This window comes from Burkholderia sp. MSMB1498, assembly GCF_001526245.1.
GTDB lineage: Bacteria > Pseudomonadota > Gammaproteobacteria > Burkholderiales > Burkholderiaceae > Burkholderia > Burkholderia savannae.
Genome location: NZ_LOYJ01000003.1, coordinates 33,020 through 52,312, shown reverse-complemented (window position 1 = coordinate 52,312; position 19,293 = coordinate 33,020). Strand labels below are relative to the sequence as shown.

Here is a 19,293-nt window from a genome sequence, read left to right as displayed (position 1 = left end):
CGCCGTTGCGACGAGACGATTGATGCGCCGCGGGATTTTCCGCTTGACCGCCTGCCGGGGACCCGCTATCGTTGCCAGTTCGCAACATAAGTGATGGTCACATTTGAGGCTGGCCCATGAAGCCCGCCTTTCAACTGGACGCGCCGCTTGAACCCGAGCCACAAGCCCGGCAGAGAGCACCCGATCAATTTTTTGCCGAAAATTCGAAAGGTCCAAGATGAACATGCCCAGCGCGGAATTCTCCACGTCGGAATCCCTTTCCCCTCAGAAAACCGGCTCCATCGGCGCCACCGTGCTCATGAAGGCACTGGCCGACGAAAACGTCGAATTCATCTGGGGCTACCCTGGCGGCTCGGTCCTCTACATCTACGACGAGCTGTACAAGCAAGACAAGATTCAACACGTGCTCGTGCGCCACGAGCAGGCGGCCGTGCACGCCGCGGACGCGTATTCGCGCTCGACGGGCAAGGTCGGCGTGTGCCTCGTCACGTCCGGCCCGGGCGTCACGAACGCGGTGACGGGCATCGCCACCGCCTACATGGATTCGATTCCGCTCGTCGTGATCAGCGGCCAGGTGCCGACCGCGGCGATCGGCCAGGACGCGTTCCAGGAGTGCGACACCGTCGGCATCACGCGTCCTTGCGTGAAGCACAACTTCCTCGTGAAGGACGTGCGCGAGCTCGCGGAAACCGTCAAGAAGGCGTTCTACATCGCGCGCACCGGCCGGCCCGGTCCCGTCCTGATCGACATTCCGAAGGACGTGTCGAAGACGCCGTGCGAGTACGAGCCCGTCAAGAGTGTGTCGCTGCGCTCCTACAACCCGGTCACGAAAGGCCACTCGGGGCAGATCCGCAAGGCGGTGTCGCTCCTTTTGTCCGCGAAGCGTCCGTACATCTACACGGGCGGCGGCATCATTCTCGCCGACGCGTCGCGCGAGCTGAACCAGTTCGCCGATCTGCTCGGCTATCCCGTCACGAACACGCTGATGGGGCTCGGCGGCTATCGCGCGTCGGACAAGAAATTCCTCGGCATGCTCGGCATGCACGGCACGTACGAAGCCAACATGGCGATGCAGCACTGCGACGTGCTGATCGCGATCGGCGCGCGCTTCGACGACCGCGTGATCGGCGATCCGGCGCACTTCGCGTCGCGTCCGCGCAAGATCATTCACATCGACATCGACCCGTCGTCGATTTCAAAGCGCGTGAAGGTCGACATCCCGATCGTCGGCGACGTGAAGGAAGTGCTGAAGGAGCTGATCGAGCAGTTGCAGACGGCCGAGCACGGCCCCGACACCGAAGCGCTCGCGCAGTGGTGGAAGGACATCGAAGCCTGGCGCGCGAAGGACTGCCTGAAGTACGACCGTGAAAGCGAGATCATCAAGCCGCAGTACGTGGTCGAGAAGGCGTGGGAGCTGACGGACGGCAACGCGTTCGTGTGTTCCGACGTCGGCCAGCACCAGATGTGGGCCGCGCAGTTCTACCGCTTCAACAAGCCGCGCCGCTGGATCAATTCCGGTGGCCTCGGCACGATGGGCTTCGGCCTGCCGGCGGCGATGGGTGTGAAGATGGCGCACCCGGACGACGACGTGCTGTGCATCACGGGCGAGGGCTCGATCCAGATGTGCATCCAGGAGCTGTCGACTTGCTTGCAGTACGACACGCCCGTGAAGATCCTGTCGCTGAACAACCGCTACCTCGGCATGGTCCGCCAGTGGCAGCAGATCGAATACAGCAAGCGCTATTCGCATTCGTACATGGATGCGCTGCCGGATTTCGTGAAGCTCGCCGAGGCGTACGGCCACGTCGGCATGCGCATTGAAAAGACCGCGGACGTCGAGCCGGCGCTGAAGGAAGCGCTGCGCCTGAAGGACCGCACCGTGTTTCTCGACTTCCAGACCGATCCGACCGAAAACGTCTGGCCGATGGTCCAGGCCGGCAAGGGCATCACCGAGATGCTGCTCGGATCGGAAGACCTGTAACGGCGCGACGCGCGCCCGGTGCGCGGGCGGCCGCCTTCACGAAGGGCGGCGCGGCACGCGGCGGTGCGCGGCGCAGGCTAATCGACACGGATATATTCTGGAAGAAGCGAACATGAGACACATCATTTCCGTCCTGCTGGAAAACGAACCGGGCGCGCTGTCGCGCGTGGTCGGTCTGTTCTCCGCACGCGGCTACAACATCGAAACCTTGACGGTGGCGCCGACCGAAGACCAATCGCTGTCGCGCCTGACCATCGTTTCCATCGGCTCCGACGACGTGATCGAACAGATCACGAAACATCTGAACCGCCTGATCGAGGTGGTGAAAGTGGTGGACCTGACCGACGGTGCACACATCGAGCGGGAGCTGATGCTCATCAAGGTGAGGGCAGTGGGCAAGGAGCGCGAAGAAATGAAGCGGATGGCGGACATTTTCCGCGGCCGCATCATCGACGTGACCGAGAAGACCTACACGATCGAATTGACGGGTGCGAGCGACAAGCTCGACGCATTCATTCAGGCGCTGGACGCGGGCTCGATTCTCGAGACCGTGCGCACCGGCAGCTCGGGCATCGGTCGAGGCGAGCGCATTCTGAAGGTGTGACGCCGCCGCGCCGAACGAGCCGGGTGCGCCGTCAGAGCCCGGCTTCACTCACGAATTTCACTGAATCAGCGAAGGAACAATCATGAAAGTTTTCTACGACAAGGACGCCGACCTCTCCCTCATCAAGGGCAAGCAGGTGACGATCATCGGTTACGGCTCGCAAGGCCATGCGCACGCGCTGAACCTGAAGGACAGCGGCGTGAACGTGACGGTCGGCCTGCGCAAGGGCGGCGCGTCGTGGAGCAAGGCCGAGAACGCCGGCCTCACGGTCAAGGAAGTCGCCGAAGCCGTGAAGGGCGCCGACGTCGTGATGATGCTGCTGCCGGACGAGCAGATCGCCGCCGTCTACGCGCAGGAAGTGCATGCGAACGTCAAGCAAGGCGCGGCGCTCGCGTTCGCGCACGGCTTCAACGTCCACTATGGCCAGGTGATCCCGCGCGCGGATCTCGACGTGATCATGGTCGCGCCGAAGGCGCCGGGCCACACGGTGCGCGGCACGTACGCGCAGGGCGGCGGCGTGCCGCACCTGATCGCGGTCGCGCAGGACAAGTCGGGCGCGGCGCGCGACATCGCGCTGTCGTACGCGGCGGCGAACGGCGGCGGCCGCGCCGGCATCATCGAAACCAACTTCCGCGAAGAGACGGAAACCGACCTGTTCGGCGAGCAGGCCGTGCTGTGCGGCGGCACCGTCGAGCTGATCAAGGCGGGTTTCGAGACGCTCGTCGAAGCGGGCTACGCGCCGGAAATGGCGTATTTCGAGTGCCTGCACGAGCTGAAGCTGATCGTCGACCTGATCTACGAAGGCGGCATCGCGAACATGAACTACTCGATCTCGAACAACGCCGAATACGGCGAGTACGTGACGGGCCCGCGCGTCGTCACGGAAGAGACGAAGAAGGCGATGAAGCAGTGCCTGACCGACATCCAGACGGGCGAATACGCGAAGAGCTTCATCCTCGAGAACAAGGCGGGCGCGCCGACGCTGCAGTCGCGCCGCCGCCTGACGGCCGAGCACCAGATCGAGCAGGTCGGCGCGAAGCTGCGCGCGATGATGCCGTGGATCGCGAAGAACAAGCTGGTCGACCAGTCGAAGAACTAAGCTGCGCGACCCATCCGGCGCCCCGAATCGGGGGCCGACGTCAAAAAGCCGCCCGAAGGCACCGGAGCCGAGGGCGGCTTTTGCTATCCTACGGGCTTTGCAATTCATCGAAGAACGAACCATGAACTATCCTCATCCGATCATCGCGCGCGAAGGCTGGCCGTTCATCGCGATCGCGGCCGTCGTCGCGCTGTTGATCCACGCCGTTGGCGGGTTCGGCCTCGCTTGGCCGTTCTGGCTGCTGCTCGTCTTCGTGGTCCAGTTCTTCCGCGATCCGCCGCGGCCGATTCCGACGCAGGCGAACGCGGTGCTGTGCCCGGCCGACGGCCGCATCGTCGCGGTCGAGACGGCGCACGATCCGTATGCGAATCGCGAAGCGCTGAAGATCAGCGTGTTCATGAACGTGTTCAATGTCCATTCGCAGCGCTCGCCCGTCGACGGCGCGGTGCAGAAGGTCGAATATTTCCCGGGCGCGTTTCTGAACGCCGCGCTCGACAAGGCGTCGGCCGAGAACGAGCGCAACGCGGTCGTGATCCAGACGGGGGCGGGCCACACCGTGACGGCCGTGCAGATCGCGGGCCTCGTCGCCCGCCGGATTCTCTGCTACGTGCGCGCGGGCGAGCCCGTGACGCGCGGCCAGCGCTACGGCTTCATCCGCTTCGGCTCGCGCGTCGACGTGTATCTGCCGAAGGGCAGCCGCGCGCGCGTGTCGATCGGCGAGAAGGTGTCCGCATCGTCGACGATCCTCGCCGAACTGCCCGAACAACAGTAATCGGGAAGGCGTATCGATGGCCGCATTCAAACCGCGCCGGCCGCGCAACGGCAACGCTCCGTGGCCGAGGTCGTTTCGTCACAACAAATCGGTCGCGCAGGACGTCGCGCCCGTCGAGAGTCGGCGTGCCGCGCGCCAGCAGTTCCTGAGGACGCGCGGCATCTATCTGCTGCCGAACGCGTTCACGACGGCCGCGCTCTTCTGCGGCTTCTTCGCCGTCGTGCAGGCGATGAACGTGCGCTTCGAAACCGCGGCGATCGCGATCTTCGCCGCGATGGTGCTCGACGGGATGGACGGCCGCGTCGCGCGCATGACGCACACGCAGAGCGCGTTCGGCGAGCAGTTCGACAGCCTGTCCGACATGGTGTCGTTCGGCGTCGCGCCCGCGCTCGTGATGTACGAGTGGGTGCTGAAGGATCTGGGCCGCTGGGGCTGGCTCGCCGCGTTCGTCTACTGCTCGGGCGCCGCGCTGCGCCTCGCGCGCTTCAACACGAACATCGGCGTCGTCGACAAGCGCTTCTTCCAGGGGCTGCCGAGCCCGGCCGCCGCGGCGCTGATCGCGGGCTTCGTGTGGCTCGCGACCGACAACCGCGTGCCGATGAAGCTCGGCTGGCTGCCGTGGGTCGCGTTCGCGCTGACGGTCTACGCGGGCGTGACGATGGTGTCGAACGCGCCGTTCTACAGCGGCAAGGCGCTCGACGTGAGGCACCGGGTGCCGTTCGCGGCGATCCTGCTCGTCGTCGTCGCGTTCGTGCTCGTGTCGTCCGATCCGCCGCTGATGCTGTTCGGCCTGTTCGTGCTGTATGGATTGTCCGGCTACGTGTTCTGGGCCTATATGGCCGTGCGCGGCCGCGCCAATCCGGCGCGCTCGTCGCAGCGGGAGCACTGACGCGCGCTTGCGCGCCGGAATGAGCCCGGTTCGCGCCCGGTTCCTGCCGGAAGCGCACCCGAGACGGCGGCCCGCGGGGCCGCCGTTTTGTTGCGCGAGTCTTGCCCGGGCGGCGCGCGGCGCGGTGTTCCGGCCCTCGGAAAGCCGCCGATTGCGCGCGGCCGGGAATGCCGCTATATTCGACGCCATGACCGCATTTTCCCGCCTCTCCCTTCTTCTAGCCGGTGCGCCGCTACGCGCGCTAGCGCTAGCGCGCCTGCCGCGCTGACCGTTTTCGCCCTCCGTCGAGCTTCGTCTGCTGTCTAGCGTCGCCTGCGGTGGCGGCGCGAGCTTCATCACGTGTGTTTCCCCATTCGACACCTGGAGTCCCCATGACAGACAAGCTGATCATTTTCGACACGACGCTGCGCGACGGCGAGCAATCGCCCGGTGCGTCGATGACGAAGGAAGAGAAAATCCGCATCGCGAAGCAGCTCGAGCGCATGAAGGTCGACGTGATCGAAGCCGGCTTCGCGGCCAGCTCGAACGGCGATTTCGACGCGATCCAAGCGATCGCGTCGCAAGTGAAGGACAGCACGATCTGCTCGCTCGCGCGCGCGAACGACAAGGACATCCAGCGCGCGGCCGACGCGCTCAAGCCTGCGGACAGCTTCCGGATTCACACGTTCATCGCGACGTCGCCGCTGCACATGGAGAAGAAGCTGCGGATGACGCCCGACCAGGTGTACGAGCAGGCGCGTCTCGCGGTGCGCTTCGCGCGCAAGTTCACCGACAACATCGAGTTCTCGCCGGAAGACGGCAGCCGCTCCGACATGGATTTCCTCTGCCGCGTGCTCGAAGCGGTGATCGCCGAGGGCGCGACGACGATCAACATCGCGGATACGGTCGGCTACGGCGTGCCGGAGCTGTACGGCAACCTCGTGAAGACGCTGCGCGAGCGCATCCCGAACTCGGACAAGGCGATCTTCTCGGTGCACTGCCACAACGATCTGGGGATGGCGGTCGCGAACTCGCTCGCCGGCGTGAAGATCGGCGGCGCGCGCCAGGTCGAATGCACGATCAACGGCCTCGGCGAGCGCGCGGGCAACACGTCGCTCGAGGAAATCGTGATGGCCGTGAAGACCCGCAAGGACTATTTCGGTCTCGAGCTCGGCATCGACACGACGCAGATCGTGCCGGCGTCGAAGCTCGTGTCGCAGATCACCGGTTTCGTCGTGCAACCGAACAAGGCGGTCGTCGGCGCGAACGCGTTCGCGCACGCGTCGGGCATCCACCAGGACGGCGTGCTGAAGGCGCGCGACACGTACGAGATCATGCGTGCGGAAGACGTCGGCTGGACCGCGAACAAGATCGTGCTCGGCAAGCTGTCGGGCCGCAACGCGTTCAAGCAGCGCCTGCAGGAGCTCGGCGTGTCGCTCGACAGCGAAACCGAGTTGAACGCCGCGTTCGCCCGCTTCAAGGATCTCGCCGACCGCAAGGCCGAGATCTTCGACGAGGACATCATCGCGATCGTCACCGAGGAGGAATCGGCGCTCGCGCACGAGCACGAGCACTACAAGTTCGTGTCGCTCGCGCAGCGCTCGGAGACGGGCGAGCGGCCGCAGGCGAAGGTCGTGTTCGCGGTCGACGGCGACGAAGTGGCGGGCGAGGCGAGCGGCAACGGTCCCGTCGACGCGACGTTCAACGCGATCGAGACCGAAGTCGGCAGCGGCGCCGAGCTGCTGCTGTATTCGGTCAACGCGATCACGACGGGCACGCAGGCGCAGGGCGAAGTGACGGTGCGCCTGTCGAAGAGCGGGCGGATCGTCAACGGCGTCGGCACCGATCCGGACATCGTCGCGGCGTCGGCGAAGGCGTACATCGCCGCGCTCAACAAGCTGTATTCGAACGTCGACAAGCTGAATCCGCAGCGCGCGTGACGCGCGATACGCGAGCGCGGCGGCATCGCCGCCGTGCCGCGAACGAACGACGCCCCGCGGGCCGATGGCCTCGCGGGGCGTTTTTTTTACTGCGCGACGGGCCGGCGCATGCCGGCCGGCCCAGGCGCTTACTGCGTCGTCGGGCTGCGGAAGAACGAGCGCAAGCCGCCGCCGCGCGCGTGCTGAACCTGGCGCCGGTAATCGACCGTGATCTCGCGCAGCGGCGCTTCCGCAACGAACGCGTCGATCATCTCGCGCACGTCGTGGTCGATGTAGTCGGCGCGGGTCGCGTCGATGATGACGACCGCGCGATCCGGAATCTGCGCGAGATATTGCTTGATCTGCACCTTGCCGAGGAACGACACGTCCTTGCGGAACGACAGCAGATAGTGGTCGTCGTGCTGCGCGAGCGTCGCCGGGCTGCGCAGATTCGCGCACGCGACGGCCAGCACGCAGCACGCGAGGCCGAGCGCGATGCCGGCGAGGAGGTCGATCGCGAGCACGCCCGCGATCGTCACCGCGAAGGGCAGGAATGCACCCGGGCCCTGCTTCGCGACCGACGTGAAGAGCGCTGGCTTCGCGAGCTTGAAGCCCGTGTGGATCAGGATCGCCGCGAGGCTCGCGAGCGGGATCAGGTTCAGCAGCCCGGTGAGCGCGAACACGCTGACGACGAGCATCACGCCGTGCACGATCGCGGACATCCGGCTTTGCGCGCCTGCATTCACGTTGACCGAGCTGCGCACGATCACCGACGTGATCGGCAGGCCGCCGATCGCGCCCGCGACGAGGTTGCCGATGCCTTGCGCCTTCAGCTCGCGATTCGGCTGCGACGGCCGGCGTTTCGGATCGATCTGCTCGACCGCTTCGAGGCTGAGCAGCGTCTCGAGGCTTGCGACGACGGCAATCGTGATCGCGATGCGCCACACGTCCGGGCTCAGCAGGTACGCGAAGTTCGGGCCGAGGTCGACGGTCTTCAGCGCATTGCCGAGCGCGGCGAACGAAGCGAGCTCGGGCAGCGCGACCCGGTGCTCGGCGGGCGGCGCGAAATTCGGCGAGACGAAGCCGAGCAGAACCGTGGCGCCGATGCCGAGGATCACGACGGCGAGCGGCGCGGGCACAAGGCGCACGAACGCGAAGCGGCGCATCGCGCGGGTCTCCCACACGGCGAGGAGCGCGAGCGACGCGAACGCGATCGCGCTCGACGCGAGCACCGCGTGGCCCGGTGAGTCGCCGTCGCCGGACAGGCCGAGCGCGAACGGCATCTGCTTGACGATGAGCAGGATGCCGATGGCGGCGAGCATGCCTTTGATCACGGGCGACGGCACGTATGCGGCGAACCGGCCGGCCTTCAGGAGACCGAAGCCGAACTGGATCACGCCCGACAGCAGCACGGCGAGCAGGAACGCCTGGAAGCTGCCGAGCTGCGCGATGCCGTCGACGACGATCACGACGAGGCCCGCGGCGGGGCCGCTGACGGATAGCGGCGAGCCGCTCAGCACGGCGACGATGAGGCCGCCGACGATGCCGGACACGAGGCCCGCGAACGGCTCGACGCCGGATGCGTTGGCGATTCCGAGACAGAGCGGCAGCGCGACGAGGAACACGACGGTGCCGGCCACGAAGTCGCGCGGAAACGTGGAAAAGTAAGCGCGTAGATTCTTCATAGTGAACGGAGAAAAACGGGTTGAGGCTTGAGTGCGTGCGGCGGTGCGGGCCTATCAGGCGGCCGCCGCTTCTGCGCGTTCGGCTTGCGGCGCCGGTTCGGCGGCCGCGTAGCCGGACGCGAGTTCCTTGAGACGCCCGTCGGCGAGCGAGAAGATCCAGCCGTGCACGAGCGGGGCGGGATCGGCGTCGCGGATGATCGGCGAGCTGCGCAGCAGGCGGACCTGCTCGAGCACGTTGAGCTCGGCGAGCCGGTCGGCGGCCTGGTCGGGCGGCACGCCGTCGAGCTCCGCGCGATGGCGGCCGGCGAGCGCGCACAGCGGCGCGATCCGGCGGTTCACGTGCGGCAGCTCGTGCGACGGCGGCAGCAGCGACGCGCGCACGCCGCCGCAGCCGTAGTGCCCGCAGACGATCACGTGATCGACCTTCAGCACCTTGACCGCGTACTCGAGCACGCTCGCGCAGTTGTCGTCGTCGGGCTGGAAGATGTTCGCGATGTTTCGGTGAACGAATAGTTCGCCTGGCGCGCTCTGCGTGATGGTTTCGGCCGGCACGCGGCTGTCGGCGCAGCCGATCCACAGCACGCGCGGATTCTGGCCGCGCGACAGCGTGTCGAAGAAGTCGGGCGAGCGCTCGGACGTCTCGCTGGCCCAGGCGATATTGGCGACGAGCATGCTTTTCGGGCGATTCATTGAGGATTCCTTCTTATGCGTGCGGTAGCGGCGACGCAAACATGCATCGGCGCGGAACCATTGGCTTTCTAAATTGAAAGGTTGTTGTGTGTGATATTAGGGGGAACTTGTAATCGGAAGTTCAATTTGAAATATTCTGTTGCAATTTATTTTCAGGGATAGGGCGATTGCACCAACCGTGAAAAGCAAGTGGCTGGAAAGAGTGCATGTCGCACCGAAATGGGCGTGAGACGCCCGTCCAGCGGGGATGGGGCGGCAGGGGATTTTTGGGATTTTGATTTCATCGACGCGATAACCACGATATTGCCGCGTCATGAAAGATGACAAAAATTTTAAAAAGCTAATCTGAAAATGATAAAAAAGTCATTTAAGAGCCCGCGTGCATTAAATGACTTCCCGAAAGGGGGGCGCCGGCCGGGCGGCCGGCGGCGGGGGATCAGAACAGCGAGCGGCGGTCGGGATCGTGCAGCGGATCGGGCGTCTTCTGCGTGAGGCGCAGGATGCCGTTGTCGTCGAAGTAGAAGCTGTAGAGCATGTACCAGACGTTGTCTTCGAGGTAGCGATAGGTCCAGACTTCGCGCTTCATCAGCGGAAAGTACGACGTCTCGACCGGACGGCCGAAGTTCACGAGCACGTCGGTCTTGGTCCACTTGCCGATCTCGGCGCGGTAGAACTCGAGCGGTTGCAGCACCTGCCGAACGTTGACGATCCTGCCGTGAGCGTCGATGTCGGCGGCCGTCGTGACCTCGCCCATCGGCTGGGTCGGCCACATCAGGCGTTTGCCGCCGTTCGGCAGATCGTAGACTTCGCGCGGCGGCCCCATCCGAGCGACGATCGCCGACGAATCCTCTCCGGCGCGAAACTGCTGCCACGGCTGCGCGCAGCCGGCGAGAAGCGCCGCCGCGCAAGCGAACAGAACCGGGAGACGAGCGAGCATACGTTTCTCCATGAGGCGGGGATGGCGACGTTTTATCACGGCGGGCCACCGCGTGCGCGTACCGGCCCGGAAAAGTTTGCGCGGCCCGGCATCCGCGGCGGAACGGCGCGGCGAAAGCGATGCCGCGGTTTCGGGCGGCCTCCGGAGCCGAGGGCGGGCGCGGCGGGCCGCGGCCGAGGCGTTGTCCAGCCGACCGTTCGGACGGTCGATGTCCGCCGGCATTCCTCGCGTCGTGCGCTCGTGCGGCTTGCCGGCCCGCCGGGCGCTCGCCTATGATCCAGCGCTCGACGAACCGACTGCGCAGGAAATCACGCAATGTCTTCCTATTGGATGCGTTTTGCCGCCGCCGCCTCGGCGGCGCTTTCATTGGCGATGCCGTTGCCCGCGTCGGCCGGCGCGACGGGCGAGCCGATCCGGATCGCGCTCGTCGAGGGGGTGTCGGGACCGTTCGCGAACGCGGGCGCGGCGGTCGAGCGCAATCTGCGCTTCGGCGTCGAACGCGTCAACGCGCAAGGCGGCGTGCGGCTGCGCGACGGCGTCCATCCGCTCGAACTCGTCGTGCTGGACAGCAAGGGCGGCGTCGAGGAAGCGCTCGTCCAACTGCGCGCCGCGACCGACAAGGGGATCGGTTTCGTCGCGCAGGGCAACGGCTCGGCCGTCGCGGCGGCGCTCGTCGCCGCGCTCGATAAGCACAACGTCCGCGATCCCGGGCATCGCGCGCTGTTCCTCAACTATTCGGCTGACGATCCCGCGCTGACGGGGCGCGATTGCAGCTTCTGGCACTTCCGCTTCGACGCGCATGCCGGCATGCGAATGGATGCGCTTGCCGACGTGCTCGCGCGCGACCGCGCGGTGGGGAAGGTTTATCTGCTGAATCAGGACTACAGTTTCGGGCGCGACGTCAGCGCGCTCGCGCGTGCCGCGTTGAGCGAGCGGCGTCCGGACATCGCGATCGTCGGCGACGAGTTTCATCCGATCGGGCGCGTGAAGGATTTTTCGCCGTACGTCGCGAAGATTCGTGCGAGCGGCGCGGACGCGGTCGTCACGGGCAACTGGGGCAACGATCTGACGCTGCTCGTGCGCGCGGCGCGCGAGCAGGGGCTCGCGACGAAGTTCTACACGTTCTACGGCAACAGCCTCGATGCGCCGGCCGCGCTCGGCGACGCGGGCGTGAAGCGCGTGCTCGCCGTGGCCGATTGGCACCCGAATGCGGGCGGCGCGCAGTCCGACGCGTTCTACCGGGCGTTCCGCGCGCGTTTCCCGGCGCCGCGGGACGACTATCCGGTGCGGCGGATGAGCGAGATGATCGAGATGCTGGCCGCGGCGATGACGCGCGCGGGCTCGGCCGATCCGGTCGCCGTCGCGAAGGCGCTCGAGGGAATGCGGTACGACGACGGATTCCATCCGGCGCAGATGCGCGCGGCCGATCATCAATTGATTCAACCCCTTTATGTGATCGAAATGGACCGCGTCGGCGCGCCGGGCGTGCGTTTCGACAACGCGGGCTCGGGCTACGGCTTCCGGACGGTGCTCGAGCTGCCGCCCACGCGGGGCGCGGCGTCCGCCGCTTGCCGTATGAAACGCCCGTGAAAGGCGGGCTTCGCCGGCCGAGCGACCTGTGCTACAATTTGCGCCGGTTGTAAATCACGGCACGGCCTTTCTTCCGTGTCCGCCTGTTCAGTCGAAAGGAAATCAAATGTCTGTTGCTGATATCAAGAAGTCGGAAGTCGTTGCTCAGTTCGCGCGCGGCACCAACGATACGGGCTCGCCCGAAGTGCAGGTCGCGCTGTTGACGGCGCGCATCACGGAACTGACGGGTCACTTCAAGACCCACGCGAAGGATCACCACAGCCGCCGCGGCCTGCTGCGCATGGTGAGCCGCCGTCGCAAGCTGCTCGACTACCTCAAGGGCAAGGATGCCGACCGTTACCGCGCGCTGATCGAGAAGCTGGGTCTGCGTAAGTAATCGGGGCGTTGCTCGCCTCAGCAAGATGCCTGTGTCAGTCTGCTGATACAGGCATTTTGTTTTTTCGCGGCATGCACGATGCTTGCCGCCGGGCTGTCGAAGCCCACAACCGGCCAGGCGCACAAGGGTTGAGCTTTGTGTCATTCCAGCGCGCTGTTCGCGTCCCGCTCGACGCCGGGCGGCGAGCACGGCGCTGGAATGGCATAAAAAACACACCTCTTCCCATGTGGCCCGGTCGCGCTGCCGCCGTGCCGGCTTTGTCCGCGCACGGCGTCCGATAACGAACGAAAGGAGCGACCATGTCTCTGTTCAACAAAGTCGTGAAGGAATTCCAATGGGGCCAGCACAAGGTGCGCCTCGAAACCGGCGAGATCGCGCGCCAGGCTAGCGGCGCCGTGCTCGTCGATATCGAGGACACCGTCGTCCTCGCGACCGTCGTCGGCGCGAAGTCGGCGAAGCCGGGCCAGGATTTCTTCCCGCTCACCGTCGACTACATCGAGAAGACCTACTCGGCAGGCAAGATCCCGGGCGGCTTCTTCCGCCGCGAAGGCCGTCCTTCGGAGCACGAAACGCTGACCTCGCGCCTCATCGACCGTCCGCTGCGCCCGCTCTTCCCGGAAGGCTTCTATAACGAAGTGCAGGTCGTGATTCACGTGCTGTCGGTGAACCCGGAAATCCCGGCCGACATCCCGGCGCTGATCGGCGCATCGGCCGCGCTCGCCGTGTCCGGCCTGCCGTTCAACGGCCCGGTCGGCGCCGCGCGCGTCGCATACGTGAACAACGAATACGTGCTGAACCCGACGCGCGAGCAGATCAAGGCGTCGCGCCTCGACCTCGTCGTGGCGGGCACGGAGCGTGCGGTGCTGATGGTCGAATCGGAAGCGGAGCAACTGCCTGAAGACGTGATGCTCGGCGCGGTCGTGTTCGGCCACGAACAGATGCAAACCGCGATCGACGCGATCCACGAGCTCGTGCGCGAAGGCGGCAAGGCCGAGTGGGACTGGCAGCCGGTGCCGAAGGACGAGGCGCTCAACGCACGCGTGACCGAGCTCGCCCAGCCGGAACTGCTCGCCGCTTACCAGATCCGCGACAAGCAGGCGCGTTCGACGAAGCTGAAGGAAGTGTACGCAGCGACGTCGGCGAAGCTGGAAGAAGAAGCGACGGCGGCCGGCACGGTCGCGGCCGACAAGGCAACGGTCGGCAACATCCTGTTCGACCTCGAGGCGAAGATCGTTCGCGGCCAGATCCTGAGCGGCGAGCCGCGCATCGACGGCCGCGACACGCGCACTGTGCGCCCGATCGAGATCCGCACGGGCGTGCTGCCGCGCACGCACGGCTCGGCGCTGTTCACGCGCGGCGAGACGCAGGCGCTCGTCGTCGCTACGCTCGGCACGAAGGGTGACGAGCAGATCATCGACGCGCTCGAAGGCGAGTACCGCGAGCGCTTCATGCTCCACTACAACATGCCCCCGTTCGCGACCGGCGAAACGGGCCGCGTCGGCTCGCCGAAGCGCCGCGAAATCGGCCACGGCCGCCTCGCGAAGCGCGCGCTCGTCGCGTGTCTGCCGAGCGCCGACGAATTCGGCTACTCGATCCGCGTCGTGTCGGAAATCACCGAATCGAACGGTTCGTCGTCGATGGCGTCGGTGTGCGGCGGCTGCCTCGCGCTGATGGACGCCGGCGTGCCGATGAAGGCGCACGTCGCGGGCATCGCGATGGGCCTGATCCTCGAAGGCAACAAGTTCGCGGTGCTCACCGACATCCTCGGCGACGAAGATCACCTCGGCGACATGGACTTCAAGGTGGCCGGCACGGCCGACGGCGTGACCGCGCTGCAGATGGACATCAAGATCCAGGGCATCACGAAGGAAATCATGCAGGTCGCGCTCGCGCAGGCGAAGGAAGGCCGCATGCACATCCTCGGCAAGATGAAGGAAGCGGTCGCCGGAGCGAACACGCAGCTGTCGGAATTCGCGCCGCGCATGATCACGATCAAGATCAACCCGGAAAAGATCCGCGACGTGATCGGCAAGGGCGGCTCGGTGATCCGCGCGCTGACCGAAGAGACCGGCACGACGATCGACATCTCGGATGACGGCGTCGTGACGATCGCGAGCACGAACAGCGAAGGCATGGCCGAAGCGAAGAAGCGCATCGAGAACATCACGGCCGAGATCGAAGTCGGTCAGGTGTACGAAGGCACCGTGCTGAAGCTGCTCGATTTCGGCGCGATCGTGAACCTGCTGCCGGGCAAGGACGGTCTGCTGCACATCTCGGAGATCGTCAACGAGCGCGTGAAGGACATCAACGACTACCTGAAGGAAGGCCAGCAGGTGAAGGTCAAGGTGATCCAGACAGACGAAAAGGGTCGCGTGCGTCTGTCGGCCAAGGCGCTGCTGAACGAGGCGGCGGCTCAGACGGACACGCCGCCGCAGCAGTAAGCGGCGACGCAACGGCCGGCAGCGCGAAGGCGCGCCGGCCGTTTTTCATAGGATGGACCGGTTTGCGGAGCGCGCATCGCGTGCGCAAACCCGTCACGATCTTGGAGCGACGTGCATGAAAGCGATCGAAATCACCGAATTCGGCGCGCCCGACGTGCTGAAGCTGACGGAGCGGCCGCAGCCGGAGCCGAGGCGCGGCGAGGTGCTGATCAAGGTGGCGGCGTCCGGCGTCAACCGTCCGGACGTGTTCCAGAGAAAGGGCGCTTATGCGCCGCCTCCCGGCGCATCGGATCTGCCGGGCCTCGAGGTCGCCGGCGAGATCGTCGGCGGCGATCTTTCCGACCCCGCGGCGAACCCGTTCGGCCTGAAGCTCGGCGACCGCGTTTGCGCGCTGCTCGCGGGCGGCGGCTACGCGCAATACGTGGCCGCGCCGCTCGCGCAGTGCCTGCCGGTGCCGAGCGGATTGACCGACGTCGAGGCCGCCTCGTTGCCGGAAACGTTCTTCACCGTGTGGAGCAACGTGTTCGATCGCGCGCAACTGGGTGCGGGCGAAGGCGGCGCGCAGGAGACGCTTCTCGTGCAGGGCGGCTCGAGCGGCATCGGCGTGACGGCGATCCAGATCGCGCATGCGCGCGGTTTTCGCGTGTTCGCGACGGCGGGCACCGACGACAAGTGCCGCGCATGCGAGAAGCTCGGCGCGGAGCGCGCGATCAACTACAAGACCGAGGATTTCGTCGAGGTCGTGAAGTCGCTCACGCACGATCGGGGCGTCGACGTGATCCTCGACATGGTCGCGGGCGCGTACGTGCCGCGCGAGCTGACGGCGCTTGCCGACGGCGGCCGGCTCGTCGTGATCGCGCTCCTCGGCGGGGCGAAGTCGGAGATCAACCTCGCCGAGATCCTGCGGCGGCGCTTGACGATCACGGGCTCGACGCTGCGGCCGAGGCCCGTCGAATTCAAGGCGCGCATCGCCGCGCAGCTGAAGGCGCATGTGTGGCCGCTCATCGAGGACGGGCGCGTGAAGCCCGTCGTCTATCGAGTGCTGCCGGCCGCGCAGGCCGCGGACGCGCATGCGCTGATGGAGAGCAGCGAGCACGTCGGCAAGATCGTGCTCGATTGGGGTGCGAACGCTTGACATCGGTCGTTTGACCGGTTCTCGAGCGCCGCAGTAAAATCGCGGGTTCGCTTCGCCAGATGAACACGACGCCCGGCTTCGGTGCGTCCACGACGAGACAAACGATGTCGAAACAAAGAATCAAGCGGGTGATCGGCAACTGGAAGATGCACGGTCGCCTGAGCGGCAACCAGGCGTTGCTGAACGAAGTCGCGCAGGGCGCGCAAGCGGTGGGCGATAACGTCGGCATCGGCGTGTGCGTGCCGTTCCCGTACCTCGCGCAAGCGCGGGCGCAGCTTCAGGGCGGCCGCGTCGCGTGGGGCGCGCAGGACGTGTCCGCGCACGAGCAGGGCGCCTACACCGGCGAAGTCGCGGCAGGCATGGTGGCGGAGTTCGGTGCGGCTTACGCGATCGTCGGGCACTCGGAGCGCCGTGCGTATCACGGTGAATCGAACGAGACCGTCGCGGCGAAGACGCAGCGCGCGCTCGCTGCGGGTCTGACGCCCGTCGTGTGCGTCGGCGAGACGCTCGCCGAGCGCGAGGCGGGCGCGACCGAGCCGGTCGTCGGCGCGCAACTCGACGCGGTGCTCGCGGCGCTGTCCTCGGACGAGGCGGCGCGCATCGTCGTCGCGTACGAGCCCGTCTGGGCGATCGGCACGGGCAAGAGCGCGACGGCCGAGCAGGCGCAGCAGGTGCACGCGTTCCTGCGCGCACGGCTCGCGGCGAAGGGGGCGGCGCACGTGTCGCTGCTGTACGGCGGTAGCGTGAAGGCCGACAACGCGGTCGAACTGTTCGGCCAGCCCGATATCGACGGCGGCCTGATCGGCGGCGCGTCGTTGAAGAGCGGCGATTTTCTGGCGATCTGCCAGGCAGCGCAGTAAGCGTTCGCACGACGCGGGCGCGCGAAGAATAGCGGGGCGGCCGGCGGGTGCGCCGATTGCTTGAAACCAAACAGGTGAATGTATATGCCGTACTTGAAAGTCTTGATTATCGTGGTCCAACTGCTGTCCGCGCTCGGCGTGATCGGCCTCGTGCTGCTGCAGCATGGCAAGGGCGCGGATATGGGTGCCGCGTTCGGCAGCGGGGCGTCGGGCAGTCTCTTTGGTGCGACGGGCTCGGCGAACTTCCTGTCGCGCACGACGGCCGTTCTGGCGACGATCTTCTTCGTCGCGACGCTCGCGCTGACGTACCTCGGCTCGTACAAGTCGGCGCCGTCGGTCGGTGTGCTCGGTGCGGCTCCCGCGCCCGCGGCGTCGTCGGTTGCGGCATCGCAGGCGCCCGCGGCATCCGCGCCGGCCGCCGTGTCGGCCGCGTCCGCGCCTGGTCAGGACGTGCCGAAATAAATTCAAAAAATTCGCGCTTGTGCGTTGAACAATTTGAGGAAGCGGGTTAGAATTTAAATCTTGAAGCGATTCGCGGGATACAAAGTTCTTCCCGGGTTGCATGCAGTGCCGACGTGGTGAAATTGGTAGACACGCTATCTTGAGGGGGTAGTGGCGAAAGCTGTGCGAGTTCGAGTCTCGCCGTCGGCACCAAAGTTACTCAATGCCAGCCGCTTCGTGTGGCTGGCATTTTTCATTTCTGGGCTACCCTTGCGCTCGGCTTGGGTTCTCCGGTAGTCCGAAATGATCCTTTCCCCGGAACGGTGTTATTCTCCGGAACGCTCGGAACCAACCAATAGAGGATAGCCTTGAACCTCGCAGCCTATTACCCCGTCTTGTTGTTCCTCCTGGTGGGCACTGGTTTAGGTATAGCGCTGGTCAGCATCGGCAAGATCCTCGGCCCCAACAAGCCCGACAGCGAGAAGAACGCGCCCTACGAGTGCGGCTTCGAGGCGTTCGAGGACGCGCGCATGAAGTTCGACGTGCGCTACTACCTCGTTGCGATTCTGTTCATCATCTTCGATCTCGAAACCGCGTTCCTGTTTCCGTGGGGCGTTGCCCTGCGCGAGATCGGCTGGCCCGGTTTCATCGCAATGATGATTTTCCTGCTCGAATTCCTGCTCGGCTTTGCCTATATCTGGAAGAAGGGCGGCCTCGACTGGGAGTGACGGGCTAATCGCCGGTTTGCATGGGCGGCCACGCGTCGCCGCCTGTCTGGAGTGGAAAGCAAATGAGTATCGAAGGGGTCTTGAAGGAAGGGTTTGTCACCACGACGGCTGACAAGCTGATCAACTGGACGCGTACCGGCTCGCTGTGGCCGATGACGTTCGGGCTCGCGTGCTGCGCAGTGGAAATGATGCATGCGGGCGCCGCCCGCTACGACCTCGACCGGTTCGGCGTCGTGTTTCGTCCGAGCCCGCGTCAATCCGACGTGATGATCGTCGCGGGTACGCTCTGCAACAAGATGGCACCCGCGCTGCGTCGCGTCTACGATCAGATGGCCGAGCCGCGCTGGGTGATCTCGATGGGGTCGTGCGCGAACGGCGGCGGCTACTACCACTACTCGTATTCGGTGGTGCGCGGCTGCGATCGGATCGTGCCCGTCGACGTCTACGTGCCGGGCTGTCCGCCGACCGCCGAGGCGCTCGTCTACGGCGTGATCCAGCTGCAGGCGAAGATCCGCCGCACGAGCACCATCGCCCGTCAATAAAGCATCGAGCACCCCACAACATGGCAAGCAAAATCGAGACCCTCAAGGCGAACCTCGAAGCCGCGCTCGGCGCGCGCGTGGTGAGCCTCGTAGAAGCGGTTGGCGAGCTCACGCTCGTCGTGAAGGCGAACGATTATTTCGAAGTCGCGAAGCAGCTGCGCGACGATCGCTCGCTCGGCTTCGAGCAACTGATCGACCTCTGCGGCGTCGACTATCAAACCTACGGCGACGGGGCCTACGAAGGGCTGCGTTTTGCCGCCGTCCTGCACCTGCTGTCGGTCGCGAACAACTGGCGCCTGCGCGTGCGCGTGTTCGCGCCCGACGACGATCTGCCGATCGTGTCGTCGGTCGTCGATGTCTGGAGTTCGGCGAACTGGTACGAGCGCGAAGCGTTCGACCTCTACGGCATCGTGTTCGAAGGCCACCCGGACTTGCGCCGCATCCTCACCGACTACGGCTTCATCGGTCACCCGTTCCGCAAGGATTTCCCGGTTTCCGGCTACGTCGAAATGCGTTACGACCCGGAAGAGAAGCGCGTCGTGTACCAGCCGGTGACGATCGAGCCGCGCGAAATCACACCGCGCGTGATCCGCGAGGATCGCTATGGCGGTCTGAAACATTGAGA

The 19,293-nt window shown here is 65.7% G+C and carries 18 protein-coding genes and 1 tRNA gene; 16 read left to right on the top strand and 3 right to left on the bottom strand.

The window, feature by feature from the left end; all coding sequences use genetic code 11:
* Positions 1 to 217 precede the first annotated feature (217 nt).
* From WS91_RS00555 to WS91_RS00530, 6 genes are all read left to right on the top strand, one after another.
* A complete protein-coding gene (locus tag WS91_RS00555; RefSeq protein WP_059574629.1) occupies positions 218 to 1,981 on the top strand; it encodes an acetolactate synthase 3 catalytic subunit in 1,764 nt (587 codons plus the stop codon).
* A gap of 112 nt (positions 1,982 to 2,093) precedes the next feature.
* Positions 2,094 to 2,585, top strand: a complete 492-nt coding sequence (gene ilvN / locus WS91_RS00550; RefSeq protein WP_004186134.1) for an acetolactate synthase small subunit — start codon at positions 2,094 to 2,096, stop codon at positions 2,583 to 2,585.
* Between the two features lie 82 nt (positions 2,586 to 2,667).
* Positions 2,668 to 3,684, top strand: coding sequence for a ketol-acid reductoisomerase (gene ilvC, locus WS91_RS00545; RefSeq protein WP_038747295.1), 1,017 nt, complete (start codon positions 2,668 to 2,670; stop codon positions 3,682 to 3,684).
* Positions 3,685 to 3,805: 121 nt separating this feature from the next.
* Positions 3,806 to 4,456 carry a phosphatidylserine decarboxylase gene (locus WS91_RS00540; protein ID WP_038747292.1) on the top strand — a complete coding sequence of 217 codons (651 nt, stop codon included), beginning with the start codon at positions 3,806 to 3,808 and terminating at the stop codon, positions 4,454 to 4,456.
* A gap of 16 nt (positions 4,457 to 4,472) precedes the next feature.
* Complete coding sequence (pssA, locus tag WS91_RS00535) at positions 4,473 to 5,345, top strand: CDP-diacylglycerol--serine O-phosphatidyltransferase (protein WP_038747289.1); 873 nt, start codon at positions 4,473 to 4,475, stop codon at positions 5,343 to 5,345.
* Positions 5,346 to 5,716: 371 nt separating this feature from the next.
* Complete coding sequence (locus WS91_RS00530) at positions 5,717 to 7,264, top strand: 2-isopropylmalate synthase (RefSeq protein ID WP_038747284.1); 1,548 nt, start codon at positions 5,717 to 5,719, stop codon at positions 7,262 to 7,264.
* Positions 7,265 to 7,392: 128 nt separating this feature from the next.
* On the opposite strand, the gene WS91_RS00525 is transcribed toward WS91_RS00530, so the two are convergent.
* The 3 genes from WS91_RS00525 to WS91_RS00515 all read right to left on the bottom strand — a co-directional run bounded on the left by WS91_RS00525 (position 7,393) and on the right by WS91_RS00515 (position 10,567).
* Positions 7,393 to 8,928, bottom strand: coding sequence for a SulP family inorganic anion transporter (locus tag WS91_RS00525; protein WP_038747282.1), 1,536 nt, complete (start codon positions 8,926 to 8,928; stop codon positions 7,393 to 7,395).
* A 54-nt stretch (positions 8,929 to 8,982) separates the two neighbouring features.
* The gene (locus WS91_RS00520) at positions 8,983 to 9,618 is read right to left on the bottom strand and encodes a carbonic anhydrase (protein ID WP_038747279.1); all 636 of its coding nucleotides are present in this window, start codon (positions 9,616 to 9,618) and stop codon (positions 8,983 to 8,985) included.
* A 436-nt stretch (positions 9,619 to 10,054) separates the two neighbouring features.
* Positions 10,055 to 10,567, bottom strand: coding sequence for a hypothetical protein (locus tag WS91_RS00515; RefSeq protein ID WP_038747277.1), 513 nt, complete (start codon positions 10,565 to 10,567; stop codon positions 10,055 to 10,057).
* Positions 10,568 to 10,870: 303 nt separating this feature from the next.
* Here WS91_RS00515 and WS91_RS00510 point away from each other — a divergent pair, with 303 nt between their 5' ends.
* The 10 genes from WS91_RS00510 (at position 10,871) to WS91_RS00465 (ending at position 19,291) form a co-directional block, all read left to right on the top strand.
* Positions 10,871 to 12,145 (top strand): branched-chain amino acid ABC transporter substrate-binding protein, encoded by a 1,275-nt coding sequence (locus tag WS91_RS00510; protein ID WP_059669564.1) that lies wholly within the window; start codon positions 10,871 to 10,873, stop codon positions 12,143 to 12,145.
* A gap of 106 nt (positions 12,146 to 12,251) precedes the next feature.
* Positions 12,252 to 12,521, top strand: coding sequence for a 30S ribosomal protein S15 (gene rpsO / locus WS91_RS00505; protein ID WP_038747271.1), 270 nt, complete (start codon positions 12,252 to 12,254; stop codon positions 12,519 to 12,521).
* A 299-nt stretch (positions 12,522 to 12,820) separates the two neighbouring features.
* Entirely contained in the window at positions 12,821 to 14,962 is a 2,142-nt protein-coding gene (pnp, locus tag WS91_RS00500; RefSeq protein WP_038747269.1) for a polyribonucleotide nucleotidyltransferase, read from the top strand.
* 115 nt (positions 14,963 to 15,077) lie between these two features.
* Entirely contained in the window at positions 15,078 to 16,097 is a 1,020-nt protein-coding gene (locus WS91_RS00495; RefSeq protein ID WP_038747266.1) for an NAD(P)H-quinone oxidoreductase, read from the top strand.
* A gap of 59 nt (positions 16,098 to 16,156) precedes the next feature.
* On the top strand, positions 16,157 to 16,957 hold the full coding sequence (gene tpiA, locus WS91_RS00490) for a triose-phosphate isomerase (protein ID WP_197419469.1): 801 nt from the start codon (positions 16,157 to 16,159) through the stop codon (positions 16,955 to 16,957).
* Between the two features lie 84 nt (positions 16,958 to 17,041).
* The gene (secG, locus tag WS91_RS00485) at positions 17,042 to 17,419 is read left to right on the top strand and encodes a preprotein translocase subunit SecG (protein WP_038747374.1); all 378 of its coding nucleotides are present in this window, start codon (positions 17,042 to 17,044) and stop codon (positions 17,417 to 17,419) included.
* Positions 17,420 to 17,526: 107 nt separating this feature from the next.
* Positions 17,527 to 17,611, top strand: a tRNA-Leu gene (locus WS91_RS00480).
* 155 nt (positions 17,612 to 17,766) lie between these two features.
* On the top strand, positions 17,767 to 18,126 hold the full coding sequence (locus WS91_RS00475) for an NADH-quinone oxidoreductase subunit A (protein WP_004186624.1): 360 nt from the start codon (positions 17,767 to 17,769) through the stop codon (positions 18,124 to 18,126).
* A gap of 62 nt (positions 18,127 to 18,188) precedes the next feature.
* The gene (locus WS91_RS00470) at positions 18,189 to 18,668 is read left to right on the top strand and encodes a NuoB/complex I 20 kDa subunit family protein (protein ID WP_004186402.1); all 480 of its coding nucleotides are present in this window, start codon (positions 18,189 to 18,191) and stop codon (positions 18,666 to 18,668) included.
* A 20-nt stretch (positions 18,669 to 18,688) separates the two neighbouring features.
* Complete coding sequence (locus WS91_RS00465) at positions 18,689 to 19,291, top strand: NADH-quinone oxidoreductase subunit C (RefSeq protein WP_038747263.1); 603 nt, start codon at positions 18,689 to 18,691, stop codon at positions 19,289 to 19,291.
* The last annotated feature ends 2 nt before the right edge of the window (positions 19,292 to 19,293 follow it).